Below are 13,445 nucleotides of genomic sequence, written 5' to 3'. Positions count from 1 at the left end.
GCATGTCTCATGTGATGATTCTCTGATAGTAGCCATATGTTGAATAATCAGTGGGGATCTCTTTATGGCGGTAAATAGCAGACAGCGCTCGAATAACGCGGAGCGTTGCGTGGATGATGTGATCCGCCGGGTGGGCAAGAATATTACCCTGGGGTTGCCACTAGGTCTTGGGAAGCCTGTCCGCTTCGTAAATGCGCTGTACCAGAGGGCGAAAGACGATCCTGAAATAAACCTGCATATTTTCACTGCGCTTTCGTTACTTGCGCCTTCCGGCAGTTCATCCCTGGAAAAGCGCTTTATGGCGCCGTTTGCGGAGCGCCTCTATGGCGGCATTCCGACTCTCCAATATGCGCAGGATGTTAATAAGAACAGCCTCCCTTCCAATGTTCAGGTGTCGGAGTTTTTCTTCAAAGCAGGGAGTTACCTCAATAACCGCAGTCAGCAGCGTCATTACGTGTCGACCAACTATACCCACGCCGTTCGTGACCTGATGGACCTGGGCGTTAATGTCGTGGCGCAAATGGTCGCTCCAGGCGAACTGTATGATGCGCCAGGAATGGTAAGCCTGAGTTGTAATCCCGATCTGAGCCTCGACTTGCTGCCTCTGCTGAGGGAGCGGGAAGCGTCTGGGACCCCGGTGGCTATTGTGGGTGAAATCAATCGCCAGATGCCTTGGTTCGGTCGCGATGCTGCTATTGCGGAAGACGAGTTTGATCTGGTGTTCGAGCACCAGGCTACCGAGTACCCATTGTTTTCGGCGCCTCAGATGGCTATTAGTCCCGCAGACCACTTGATCGGCTTTTACGCCAGCACCTTGCTTAAAGATGGTGGCACACTTCAGGTGGGTATTGGTTCGCTTGGGGCGGCGCTTGTGCACAGTGCCATATTGCGCCACAGGAATAACGCGGCCTGGCGGGCTGTTTACGACAACTTGAATGTTGCGGAGCGATTCCCGCTGGCGGAAAAGGACGGTGGAACCGGCCCCTTTGAAAAAGGACTCTATGGTTGCAGTGAGATGATGGTTGATGGCTTCCTGTACCTTATGGAAGCAGGAGTGTTGCGGCGTGAAGTATATGATCACGCGGACCTGCAAATACTGATCAACAACGGTGAAATTGAAGAGCAGATTTCCCTGGAAACCCTTGATGTACTAAGGCAGGAAGGGCTGATTGACTCACCCATGCGGGCCCGGGACGTCACCTGGCTGAGACGGTACGGTATTCTCCGTGATGCGGTTGAGTTTAAAGGTGGCCGGTTGCGGATTGGAGATCATTCACTCAATGCCGATCTGGATGATCCAGAGGCGAGAGAGGCAATGAAGGCGCTGGCGATCGGTGAGCGGCTTACTGGCGGGGTTGCGATGCACGGGGGGTTCTATGTGGGTCCCCAGCAGTTCTACCAGTCCCTGCGCGAGCTTTCCGATGAGGATCGCGATCGCATTTGCATGACCAGCGTGAGCTTTATTAATCATCTTTATGATCATCGTTTCGGTAACCAGCGGCTCAAGGCGGCTCAGCGAATCCACAGCCGGTTTATCAACACGGCAATGATGTATACCCTTAGTGGCGCTGCGGTTTCCGACGGGCTTGAGGATGGCAGGGTGATCAGTGGTGTGGGTGGTCAGTACAATTTTGTCTCTATGGCGCACGAATTACCGGGGGCCCGCTCTATCATAGCCTTGCGCAGCACCCGTAATGCCAAGGGCTCAGTGGCGTCGAATATCGTGTTTAATTACGGCCACTGCACCATTCCCCGGCATTTGCGGGATGTAGTGATCACTGAGTACGGTATTGCAGATCTTCGTGGTCAATCGGATGAGCAGGTCTATCTGCGCTTGATCCGCATTGCGGATTCCCGCTTTCAGCAAGGCCTGCTCGATCAGGCGCAGAAGGCGGGTAAGGTGGATGCGAAGTTCCGATTGCCAACAAATTGGTTGAACAATACGCCAACTGCCGCCGCCAGTGCGTTCACTGGCACCGGCGATAAAGATTGGTTCCCGGCATTTCCATTTGGGCGGGATTTTACCGACCAGGAGCTGGTGCTGGGCAAAGCGCTGAAGCGGCTCAAGGCTGAAACGGCGACCCGTCGTGGTAAACTGTCGACCCTGCTACAGGCCTTGCGGGCGAAAGATGAGAAGGGCCGTTATGCAGAATTGTTGCAGCGAATGGACCTGAACCAGCCTTCAGGGCTGCGTGAAAAACTGGATCAGCGCCTTGTGATTCATGGTCTTACATTGATAGAACATTCATCGAATACGGGAAACTCGAAAGTCTGATGCAAGCTCCTCAAGAAAAGCCTGATGTTTTTACAGTTCACTATGTACTCAAGAACAAAATTGGCGAGTTGGTTGATACCTCGGAGGGTGGTGAGCCCCTACACTTCCTGTACGGCAGCCCTGATGTGATAGAGGGTATCCAGAAAGCGGTAAAGGAGCGCAATGCCGGAGACTGTCTGGAGGTTACGGTGCCTCCCTCGATGGCATATGGAGAGCACCGTGATGACCTGGTTCGGAAGGTGCCCCGGTCAATGTTTGAGGGGGTAGAAAAACTGCAGATTGGCATGAAGTTTCAAACCAACACTGGTGAAAATGCCCAGATTGTCCAGGTTATGGGATTTGACGGTAATCTTGTTCGAATTGATGCAAATCATCCACTTGCGGGTTTTACTCTGTATTTTGATCTGGAAATTATCGGGCGCCGCGAAGCGACTGATGATGAAGTCGCTCAAGGTCGACCGCTGTTCGAGTGAATTGGGTGGTTGCACGCCGAATTCGCTAGAGCTTAGAGGGTGTAACCGGGTGTAACCGCATGGCAGTTCCATGTATATTTCTGAATAGCATGTATAATTGCTGTTACATCAGGTTGTCTGTATCGTGAGATGCAGACGAAATAATGGACCCGGAAAAATAAAATAAGAGATGGACGCCTGTGGAACAGACGAATGAAAGTTGGCGAATTCTTATTGTCGAAGATGATGAGCGACTGGCTGAGTTAACCCGTGAATACCTCGAGAGTAACGGTTTGTCCGTGTCCCTCGAAACCCATGGTAGCCCAGCCGTTGAGCGAATCCGAAATGAACAGCCAGATCTTGTTGTGCTGGATCTGATGTTGCCCGGGGAAGATGGTCTGTCCATCTGTCGCCGCGTGCGGCCATTATATTCCGGCCCCATCATTATGCTCACCGCGCGCACTGACGATCTTGATCAGGTGTTGGGCCTTGAGATGGGTGCGGATGATTACATCAGCAAGCCTGTCAAACCTCGAGTGCTTCTTGCCAGGATCCGCGCGTTGCTGCGCCGCGTAACGGAAAATGCGCAAAACACCGCAGATGAAGCAAGCGCGGAAGAGCCTTCGCGCCTGCAGTTCAACAACCTGGTTGTTGATCGCTCCATGCGCGAAGCCTGGCTTAGCGAAGAAAGCATCGATCTGACCAGTGCCGAGTTTGATCTGCTGTGGCTACTGGCGAGTAATGCCGGCCGTGTCTTGAGCCGGGAAGAGATTTTTACTGCCTTGCGGGGCATAGAATACGATGGACAGGACAGGTCTATTGATGTCCGGGTCTCCCGGATCCGCCCGAAAATCGGCGATGACCCAGTCCACCCCCGCAGGATCAAGACCGTTCGAAGCAAAGGCTACCTGTTTGTGAAGGAAGTCTGACGATTCAGTCTTTGGCGTCGGCACGGGTATTCCGGCCGGCGTTTCCCTGCCAGGGTTCGTTGACATGCCCCTGAAGTTTTTCCTGAAACTCTATGCCCGCCTAGCCGGCCTCACAGCGCTGGTGATACTGCTCTGTAGTGTTTTGTTTGTCGGTATGAATTCCGTACGTTCACAATTCTGGCATGAGCGTTTTTCCGATCCGTTAATGCGTTGGCTTGCGTCTTCGCCTGCTCCCGAACAGCAGTACCACTGGCTGGTTTCCAGATACGATTTTCGGGTGGTTGGCACCGAGGAACTGTCGGGCTACCCCGTCGTGCGCGAGCGTCTGGGCTATGGCCAGGTGGTGGCGATTGAAGGTAGCTTGGGTTATCGCTTTTTGGTTACCGGGCTCCATGGTGAAGCGCTGCAATTCAGAGCGTCTCAGCCATATCGTGATATTGCTGAAGCATCCGCACAAATTCTGCGGATTCACCTTGATGTGGTGGACCCGGAAGAGCGCGAAGAAGCGGTCAGGCAGTTGGCAGACGGCTTGAACCTGAGCGTTCTGAGGATTCAAGGATCTTCGGCGCTGCCAGATGATGAGGTTCTGGAGCGCGTGGCCAGTCAAGGCTCTGCGTTTTATAGCCGCAATGGGGTAGGGCGAGTGCTTGTTCAGTTATCTGATGGCGAGCTGATTCAGGCTAGCGTTCCCGCTCCCTTTAATCCGTGGGCATGGCCTGTCATCTTGTTGATGTTGGTAATTTCTGGAAGTGTATTGGCTTTGGCGTTGCTGTTTGTAGTTCGGAATCTGGATAACAATCTGCGCAAAGTCGAATCTGTGGCTGTGCGCATTGCGCGGGGTGAAATGGGGGCCCGTGTAGAGGCAGGGGAAAGCACCATCGTCGCCCGTTTATTTGCAGCGTTTAATGGCATGGCGGAGCACATCCAGCGTCTTGTGAACGTTCAACGTGAGATGATCCATGCGGTCTCCCATGAATTGAGAACCCCTGTCGCCCGTATACGCTTCGGTGTGCAGATGATTGAAGACTGCGAAAGCCAAGAGGCCCGGCAGAAGCAGTTGGATGGGATTGATGGTGACATTCAGGAGTTGGATGAGCTAATTGACGAAATCCTCACCTACGCGCGGCTCGAACAGGGCGGACCGGTTTTTTCCCTTGAAGAGGCCTCGGTAACCGACATTGTCAGGCAGGTTGTCGCCGAGCAGAAAATTGTGCGCCCAGCTCTCTGTATTGAAGGCGAGATTGATGAATCTACAGAGCTGCTTGCGATGGCAGACGTTGAGCCACGTTATATCCATCGTGCTGTCCAGAATCTGGTAGGCAACGCAGGGCGCTACGCATCGGGGAAGGTACTTGTTCGCTGTCAGATTGATGAGGAGCATTGTCGGGTCGATGTAGAAGACGACGGACCTGGCATTCCGGAAGATGAATGGGAAAAGGTATTTACAGCCTTCGCACGGCTTGATGACAGCCGTACCCGAACCTCTGGTGGGTACGGGCTTGGCCTCTCTATCGTGCGGCGAATTCTTTATTGGCACAACGGGCAGGCATTCGTGAGCCGGAGTGACAGCCTTGGTGGCGCGCGCTTCAGCTTGGTTTGGCCCCGAAGAAAACCACTGGAACAGAACGAGTGAAGAAGGTCGAGAGCCAGCTCCCGGGCTCTCACCAGATGTTACAAAGCGACTACACAAGTACTACTGAATACCGGGGTGGCTGAAGTAATAATTTAAAGCGTAAGGGATGACTTTTGAGGTTGTGGTTCTTACGAACTTTCCTTGTTTCATTCGTCATTTGAGGGTCGGTTTTCCGGCCCTTTTTTTTGCATTTTTTTTGATGAATTCAGTACTTTTCTCTGCGGTTCCTGTTGGTCAGACTCCACGCTCAAATGCTATCAGGTGGTCAGCTTCTACCCGGACAGGTACGGTTTCGCCCAGGTGGAAATCCAGATGGCTGCGGAACAGCGCCTCAAATTCCGTATCTTCAGAGCATCGGAAGCGATAAAGCGTGGAGGTGCCTGCGAAAGTTTTCTCCACAACTTTCGGGCGCAGATCGGACTCCGCATCGTAGACAATGTCATCAGGGCGGATAAGCACATCTACCAGAGTACCGGCAGGCCATTTGTAGGCCCGATTGCCGTGAATAATGCCCAGTTCGGACTCTATGATGTCTGGCCCCACGGCCTTTCCCGGTATAAACCCGCCTTGTCCCACAAAACTCGCCACAAAGCGGTTTACTGGCTCGTGGTAGAGATTGTACGGTACGTCCCACTGCTGGATTTTCCCGCTTTGCAGAACAGCTACCTGGTCGCACATGGCGAAGGCTTCTTGCTGATCGTGAGTGACCAGAATAGCGCTGATTCCAAGGGTCTTCAGAATCTCACGAACATCGAGACTCAGTCTTCGGCGGAGATCGGTATCCAGGTTGGAGAAAGGCTCGTCGAGCAGAATAAGTGTTGGTTCAGGCGCGAGCGCCCGAGCCAGAGCAACCCGCTGTTGTTGGCCGCCTGACAGCTCGTGAGGATAGTTGTCTGCCAGGTCCTGCAGGTGAACCACGTGCAGCAGTTCCATCACTCTGTTGCGCTTCTCGGTCTTATCCAGCCCACGCAAACCGAATCCTACGTTGTCGGCAATGCTTAAGTGCGGAAACAGGGCGTAGTCCTGAAACACCATGCCAATGCGGCGTTTCTCAGGCGCGAGCGTGCGGCCAGGGAGGCTGATAGGGTGAGACTGCAACCGTATCTCGCCGCTGGTCAGTGGAAGAAAACCGGCCAGAGCGCGCAAAATTGTGCTTTTCCCGCAACCGCTAGGCCCGAGCAGGCAGCCGATGTCCCCATGGCTGAGCGCGAAATTGACGTCTTTTACAACGGCATCCCCTCCATAGCCACAGGTCAAATTGTCTACTTCAAGCAACCAGGTGTCCGCAGTCGTTATCGGCGCGCTCATAAATCTTAGTCCAGGCGGTTCAGAATCAGGAATTCCAGCAGGGCTTTCTGAGCGTGAAGCCGGTTTTCAGCTTCGTCCCAGATGACGGAACCCGGGTGCTCTATCATATCAGCTGCGATTTCTTCACCGCGATGAGCGGGCAGGCAGTGCATGAGGAGCGCGTCCTTTGCTGCCATGTCCATCAATGCCTTGTTGATCTGGTATTTGCTGAACGCCTTCTCACGGGCTTTCTGTTCGTCCTCCTGACCCATGGATGCCCACACATCGGTGACCAGGAGGTTTGCGTTGCGTGCCGCCTCCTCTGGTTCACGCATTAACGTGATGCGTGAACTGTGGGCCTTTACCAGTTCCGGATCCGGCTCGTAACCCTCGGGGGTTGCCACGTTCAGGTGAAAATCGAACTGGGTGGCAGCATTGATGTAAGAGTGGCACATGTTGTTGCCATCCCCGATCCAGGCCACTGTAGCGCCCCGGATGCTGCCGCGATGCTCGCGATAGGTTTGCATGTCGGCCAGCAGTTGGCACGGGTGAAAGTCATCAGTGAGCGCGTTGATAACCGGTGCCCGCGAAGCACGGGCAAACGTTTCAACGGTTTCGTGGGCGAACGTGCGAATCATCACCGCATCAACCATGCTGGAGATGACAATGGCAGAGTCCTCTATGGGTTCGCCGCGGCCAAGTTGCGTGTCTCGCGGGGAAAGGAACATCGCTGAGCCCCCCAGCTGAGCCATGCCTGCCTCAAAGGAAACCCGGGTACGGGTTGAGGACTTTTCAAAAATCATCGCCAAAACACGGTTTTTGAGTGAATCCCTGACCTTGCCTTGGCGCCATTCGTTCCGGAGCCTGGTGCCATGATCCACCAGATTTTCCAGTTCGGTTGTGGACATGTCATTCAGTGTCAGAAAATGCCTTACTGCCATGGGGTGGCCCTTACTAGATGAAGCCCTGGATGAGTATAAGTACTGGTGAAAAAAAGGGGGGGTCAAGTCTAGCCCTTCGCGCGTTTGATGACAACGCTGCGGGTATCAGGCTTGCTCTGTATCAAATTACACGGTTTGTTGAGTAGCCTGCCCGACGTGTACAATAGGCGCCAGTCAAGGCAGGTGCAATAGCGCAAACCGGCGCGGCAGACTGTTCTGTTTTCAACCAGAGGTGAATGTTCATGGATATTAACGAAACCATTAAAAATCAGCTCGCAGAAAATCCGATTATTCTTTACATGAAAGGGTCTCCTCAAGCTCCGCAGTGTGGCTTTTCTGCTAAAACATCGCAGGCTTTGATGGCGTGTGGCGAGCGCTTTGCGTTTGTGAATATTCTTGATAACCAGGAACTGCGCGAAGGCCTGAAAGTCTACTCAAGCTGGCCTACATACCCGCAGCTGTATGTTAACGGCGAGCTGGTTGGCGGTTGTGACATCATTATGGAGATGTCAGAAAATGGCGAACTGGCTACTTTGGTAAAAGGTGCTGCAAAACAGGCTGAGGCCTGATCTCACCTGCCCCTGCCTGAAGCGCGGGCCTTCAATCAGAGCCGCGACGGAGAAAACACCAGTTTTACTTCGAAGCGGCTTTTGCTTCTCTGGTCAGGCGGCGGCTCCGGGTAAGGGCTCGCTGAAAGCGCGGCTTGGTAGGCTGCAAGATCTATTTGTTCAATGCCTGTCGATTTGACCACTCTCGCCCGTGTTAACGCCCCATTGCTCAGTAGCTGAAGCTCTAATGCCATGGTGCTTGTATTCGTCAGCTTCTTGATGGCGGGTATCCTCAATGTTTCAAGTTTCGTTGCCAGATGCGTTGCCAGCTTTATCAGGTAAGGATCCTGTTCGCTGGGCGACAGAGTGATTTTGGTGTCATCTTCTGTTGTTTCCTTGTTCGAAACCTGAGTGCGGACACCGGATTTGGACGGTGTCCCTGAAGGAGATGGAACAGAAGCGACTTGGGTCGGGCCAGCTTCATTCTTTGTGGCAGCAGCTTGCTTGTTGTCACTGGCAGCCGTTTTTTGTTGAGAGGTGGTTGTTGTGAGCGCAGGTGTTGCCAGCCCGGGGTTGTTGTCGGGCGGCACCTCAAAAGGCGGGTTGCGGATGATGGGCGCTTCGTTTGACCGCTGTGTGTCTGCAGATGCAGGTGCTCCCTGAGCGCTGTCGGCTGCCACCAATTCCAGATTCATTTGCTGTCGATGCCGGGCGGGGGGATCAGGAAGGATAGCTGGAAATCCAGATAATAGCAGCGTATGAATCAGGAAGGCGGTTGATAAGGCCAGGGCGATCCGATGCTTCGCCGGAAGGCTGTTGTTGCTGCCATGCTCCAGCATTGAACTCAGGTATCTCCTTTACTGCCAGATGAACACTGCGCTAGAGGCGCTGGACCCGCATGGTAATTGCGGGCCCAGGCCAGGTCAGGCAGTTTTACTACGAAGGGATCCGACGACGGCGTCCAGTGCCCGATCGATGAGGGCCCCTTGTTCAAGCCGTGTCATTCTTCCGCGTCGCATTTCATGGGCAAGGTCAGTGCGGGTTTTTTCGATGACCTTTAGCCCCATACGATTTACAAAGACAAAGCAGTCCGCTTCGTCAATGATGGCGGAAAGCTTGCAGCGGAAGCTTGCACCATTAACCAGTCTGAACTCAACCCAATGACCAATTTCCAGCATATCAATCTGGGCCATGAACTCGGCAATCACCGCATCTTCAGGCTGGGGCTCAGTTTGGTTCTTTGTTTCACTCAGGGTCTCTTCATGAGCAGGTGGCGCTTCGGCTGCTTCCATGTTGGAGCTTGCGCGGAAAGCTTCTGCCAGCTCATGCTTGAGTAAACTCATTGTGTCGTCAAGCTTGGTGGCGTTATAGGAAACTTCTTCCAGCCCCGCCCTAAGCGATTTGAGAAGGCCGGGTACCACGCGAACCCACTGATCTCTTTCAATGTCTTCCTGGTGCGGATGGAGGCACCAGATAAGATCATCAACAACTTTGACGCTTTCTTGCCAGCGATGTTCTACATCGTCCCGCAGATAAGCGAGGAACATGAATCGGCTCCAGCCATTGATAAGAATGGTATGGACAGATTCCGGGAGACGGTAACGCGCTACGCGTTCTTTTATGACCCGGTCGACCATTTCCTGGGCTTTCTGGGACTTGATGCGGCCACGCTCCGATTCACGGGTACGTTGCTCTACCAGAGACGATTTCCGGTTTTCTCTGGCAAGGAACTCCTCAAACTCTTCGTTCAGAGTTTCGAAAAGTGCAATATCGCCATCAAATTCACACAGGATTCGCTGCACAATGCTGTGAATCTTTTCGTACAGCTTGTCCCGCGCCTTTTCGTCGCTGTTGCTCCAGCCGATGCCTGCGCGGGCCAAACCATTGAGCAGTTTGCGCGCAGGGTGTGTTGTCTTGCTGAAAAAGCTCTTGTCTTTGATAACAACTTTCAGAATCGGAATCTGCAGCCGGCTGATCAGAACCTGAACCGGTGCTGACAAGTTGTAATCGTCAAGAATGAACTCAAATAACATGGATACGAGGTTGATCAGATCCTCATCCATTTCCTCCAGCGCAGGCTTTTTGCCGTCGTTTGTTTTGGCTTGGGCCAGGATCTGTTGCACGACACTAAGGAGATCGATGGTAAGCGGATCGCCCTCGCTGAGGTTGAGCTGAGAGTCTGCCTGGGTATTTAGGGGTAGTGCGGCCAGCAGACTGATCAGTTCATTGCCACCGACAACGCGTATGTCTGAGCTGTACTGGCGTGATGGTATGCCGGCATTGGCCCTCTGGCGAGCCAGTAACTGATGGATTTGCTCGAAGACGGCGTTGCTGCCTTGGTCGTCACTCGACTGGCTATCATGGGAAGCGCCGTTATCCGCGCTCTCGGAAGACGCTTGGCTCTCCGTAGGGCTGCTGTGCTGCTGCCCGGTTTTCCCGTGATAGCGGAAATTGGGAATAATCCCTGCTTGAACGAGAATTCTGTTGGCTTCATCCAGAAGCATGCCCAGATTGGAAACAACGTAGCGGTCAAACTGCTTAAGCAGAATCAATCGCTCCCGGATTTGAATTTCCAGAGCCTGAATCGCTTCAGTAAATGCGCTGCAAAGATGTTCCGGGGCCATGGGGTTGACCGGTGACTCGTCAGAAGCGCCGTCATAGACATGACTAAAGCGAGTCTGAAGCTGGATGAGCGGTCCCTGGAAGTGCGCTTTAGCTTTGGTGATCATGGCATTCAGAGCTACTTGCTCTTCAAGGTCGTCGTTGCCCACCAGTGCCAGATTGTCCGCGTTTGCTTGTCGTCCCAGAGTGTCTTCGTGCAGTTGAATGGTATGGGGGGGATTTGCAAAAAACTGCGCAACAGTATTCTGGAAGTGGCGCTCCACGCCTTTACGCTTGATGCGTATTTCCCGCATGGCTTCAAAATAGCGGTTTTGCTCGTTGTTGCTGCGGGCATTGTTTGCCAGTTCGAACAGCGAATCATCAACGGCATCAAACGCGCCCTGCAATAGATCTCCGAGCCCGGCGACAACTGTGTCGCGGATGCGGGTGACCTCCACAGGAACCGGCTCGCTGCTTCCCGCTTCCCTGTGCTCGCGGAGGTAATGTATGCCGGACTGCTTGTTCATGGCCGACTCCTGTTTGCGGCTCAACCGGGTACATGACCGAGTTATACTATCTGTTTTTTAGTTATAGGCTAAATTTACCGCATTTTCCGCCTGGTTAACATGAATAAAATCTAACCAGTGCGCTTATCTGCAAAAAAAAGGGTGTCCCAATGGAGCACCCTTGGTTGTTTCATGGACATGTAGATATGGAGTAAGCCTGACCCTCAGCTTACATACACCGGACCAATGCCGACGCTCCAGATTACGACACTGATGGCAAGAAGGGCGACAAACATGACCAGCCCAACCGTCAGCACCGCTGTGGCAAACATGAATCCACGGTCTTCGGGGATTTTCATGAGTATGGGGAGCCCTTCATAAAGAAGGTACACCGCATACGCAATGGCAACGAGTCCTGCCAGCATGTTTACCCAGATATTAGGGTAGGCTGCTATAACGCCGATCAGGAACATGGGGGTGGCGGTGTAAGCCGCCATCGCCACGCCTCTCGGCACTCTATCTACCGCATCGTAAGTTGCTGCAAAGAAATCAATGAATTTTCCGAGAATGAATATGCCTGCCAGCATGGCGGCATAGAACAGTACGGACAGGCTTAGCGCGCTGTTTACGGACAGGCGTGTAACCTGTCCGTCACCAATCTGCCAGCCTACCTGGGTGGTTCCAAAGAACCCGGCCAAGGCAGGAATAAGAGCGAGAAGTAGTACGTGCCCTAGATAAAGTTGGGAAATGGACTCGGAATCGTTCCGAATGGCTTTCCATTGCTGATCGGGGTGGGTCAGAAGACCAAAAGTGTTCGACAAGCTCATGGACAAACTCCTTAGCATTATTATTGTTCGGTGTTCCTAATGAGTGTTGGCGGTAGATTGATATGCGTCAAGGGGCTGGTTACATTTTGATCTTTCAAGAAAGGGCTCCGCTATAACTGGAACGTCTATAGCGAAGTGAGGGCAAACTGGGTTAAACGATGGAAAGTGCGCGTTTTTTGCGCTTCTTGGGGTGCACAATTGCGGCCTTCACAACGTTGTCCTTGATCTGGAGGACCTCTACCCGGTGGCCGTCGACCTTTAGGCAAACGTTGGTGTCCGGGATGTTTTCAAGGGTTTCGGTGATCAGGCCGTTGAGGGTTTTCGGGCCGTCGGTGGGTAGTTTCCAGCCCAGGGATTTGTTGATTGTGCGCACGGATGCGGTGCCGTCAATAATAAACGTGCCATCTTCCTGGGGGATGATATCCGGGCTAGCTGCAGCGTAATCCGTTGTGAATTCGCCAACGATCTCTTCCAGAATGTCCTCAAGGGTAGCGAGTCCAAGTACATCACCATACTCATCGACCACAATGCCAAACCGGCGCTTTCCTTTCTGGAAGTTGATGAGCTGTGTATTCAGAGGTGTGCTTTCGGGAACGAAGTAGGGCTCTTGGCAAAGCTGCATGATCATGGGCTTGCTGATCTCGTCTTGCTGGAGCAGTTTCGTTGCGCTGCGCAGGTGCAGGATGCCCTGAATGTTATTAATGTCGCCTTTGAACACCGGCAGGCGAGTGTGCTGGCTATTTCTTAACTGGCGCAAAATGGTGTCGGTGTCATCATCCAGATCGATGCCGGAAACTTCGTTGCGGGGCACCATGATGTCGTTCACAGTGACCTTTTCTAGATCAAGGATGCTGACCAGCATATCCTTGTGTTTGGTTGGAATGAGGGCGCCAGCTTCGTTTACCAGGGTCCTGAGTTCTTCGCGACTCAGGTGATCGCTGGCGGAGTCGCTGGGAGAGATTCTGAGGATCCAGAGTATCGCACCGGTAAACAGGTTTACTGCCCATACGATCGGATAAAGTACTTTCAGTAGAGGCCCGAGAATATAGCTCGCGGGGAAGGCTATTTTTTCCGGAAAAAGGGAGGCCAGAGTCTTAGGGGTGACCTCGGCAAAAATCAGGATGACGATGGTCAGTAGTAGCGTGGCGATGGCGATGCCGGCATCGCCCCAGATGCGTATAGCTATAACTGTGGCTATAGACGACGCCAGAATGTTGACGAAATTATTGCCTATCAGAATGATGCCGATAAGCTGGTCGGTGCGCTTCAACAATCCTTGTGCCCGTTTAGCGCCTTTGTGGCCGGTTTTGGCCATATGTTTGAGGCGATACCGGTTAAGAGACATCATTCCGGTTTCAGAGCTGGAAAAGAATGCCGACAGCATGATCAGCCCGACGAGAATAATCGACAGCGCAGTAAGCGATGTACCGTCCAAACCAGAGGTGT

11 protein-coding genes are annotated in these 13,445 nt (G+C 53.1%); 5 read left to right on the top strand and 6 right to left on the bottom strand.

The genetic code is table 11. The features are described 5' to 3' along the window. The first annotated feature begins 64 nt into the window (after positions 1-64). The 4 genes from AADB16_RS16145 to AADB16_RS16130 all read left to right on the top strand — a co-directional run bounded on the left by AADB16_RS16145 (position 65) and on the right by AADB16_RS16130 (position 5,289). Entirely contained in the window at positions 65-2,275 is a 2,211-nt protein-coding gene (locus tag AADB16_RS16145) for an acetyl-CoA hydrolase/transferase C-terminal domain-containing protein (protein WP_410804765.1), read from the top strand. Then, the gene (locus AADB16_RS16140; protein WP_309044819.1) at positions 2,275-2,748 is read left to right on the top strand and encodes a peptidylprolyl isomerase; all 474 of its coding nucleotides are present in this window, start codon (positions 2,275-2,277) and stop codon (positions 2,746-2,748) included. The genes AADB16_RS16145 and AADB16_RS16140 overlap by 1 nt, the downstream gene beginning before the upstream one ends. Positions 2,749-2,927: 179 nt before the next feature. Next, complete coding sequence (locus AADB16_RS16135) at positions 2,928-3,656, top strand: response regulator (RefSeq protein WP_309044818.1); 729 nt, start codon at positions 2,928-2,930, stop codon at positions 3,654-3,656. A 64-nt stretch (positions 3,657-3,720) separates the two neighbouring features. Continuing rightward, a complete protein-coding gene (locus tag AADB16_RS16130) occupies positions 3,721-5,289 on the top strand; it encodes an ATP-binding protein (RefSeq protein WP_410804762.1) in 1,569 nt (522 codons plus the stop codon). A 234-nt stretch (positions 5,290-5,523) separates the two neighbouring features. Here the strand turns inward: AADB16_RS16130 and AADB16_RS16125 are convergent, their stop codons facing one another. Continuing rightward, positions 5,524-6,597: an ABC transporter ATP-binding protein gene (locus tag AADB16_RS16125; RefSeq protein WP_309044816.1), complete on the bottom strand. Its 1,074-nt coding sequence runs from the start codon at positions 6,595-6,597 to the stop codon at positions 5,524-5,526. A gap of 5 nt (positions 6,598-6,602) precedes the next feature. Then, on the bottom strand, positions 6,603-7,517 hold the full coding sequence (gene argF, locus AADB16_RS16120) for an ornithine carbamoyltransferase (RefSeq protein ID WP_410804760.1): 915 nt from the start codon (positions 7,515-7,517) through the stop codon (positions 6,603-6,605). A 242-nt stretch (positions 7,518-7,759) separates the two neighbouring features. Here argF and grxD point away from each other — a divergent pair, with 242 nt between their 5' ends. After that, on the top strand, positions 7,760-8,086 hold the full coding sequence (gene grxD, locus AADB16_RS16115) for a Grx4 family monothiol glutaredoxin (protein ID WP_309044814.1): 327 nt from the start codon (positions 7,760-7,762) through the stop codon (positions 8,084-8,086). Positions 8,087-8,121: 35 nt separating this feature from the next. Here the strand turns inward: grxD and AADB16_RS16110 are convergent, their stop codons facing one another. The 4 genes from AADB16_RS16110 to AADB16_RS16095 form a co-directional block, all read right to left on the bottom strand. Continuing rightward, a complete protein-coding gene (locus AADB16_RS16110; protein WP_309044813.1) occupies positions 8,122-8,904 on the bottom strand; it encodes an energy transducer TonB in 783 nt (260 codons plus the stop codon). Positions 8,905-8,988: 84 nt separating this feature from the next. After that, complete coding sequence (locus AADB16_RS16105; protein WP_309044812.1) at positions 8,989-11,193, bottom strand: DUF1631 domain-containing protein; 2,205 nt, start codon at positions 11,191-11,193, stop codon at positions 8,989-8,991. 203 nt (positions 11,194-11,396) lie between these two features. Then, positions 11,397-11,999 (bottom strand): Yip1 family protein, encoded by a 603-nt coding sequence (locus tag AADB16_RS16100; protein ID WP_309044811.1) that lies wholly within the window; start codon positions 11,997-11,999, stop codon positions 11,397-11,399. A 151-nt stretch (positions 12,000-12,150) separates the two neighbouring features. Further along, complete coding sequence (locus tag AADB16_RS16095) at positions 12,151-13,434, bottom strand: HlyC/CorC family transporter (RefSeq protein ID WP_410804757.1); 1,284 nt, start codon at positions 13,432-13,434, stop codon at positions 12,151-12,153. Between the last annotated feature and the right edge of the window lie 11 nt (positions 13,435-13,445).

It is taken from the genome of Marinobacter sp. KMM 10035, assembly GCF_046537445.1.
Classification (GTDB): domain Bacteria; phylum Pseudomonadota; class Gammaproteobacteria; order Pseudomonadales; family Oleiphilaceae; genus Marinobacter; species Marinobacter sediminicola.
Note: the sequence above shows the minus strand (reverse complement) of the source record. Positions and strands in the feature narration are given on the sequence as shown.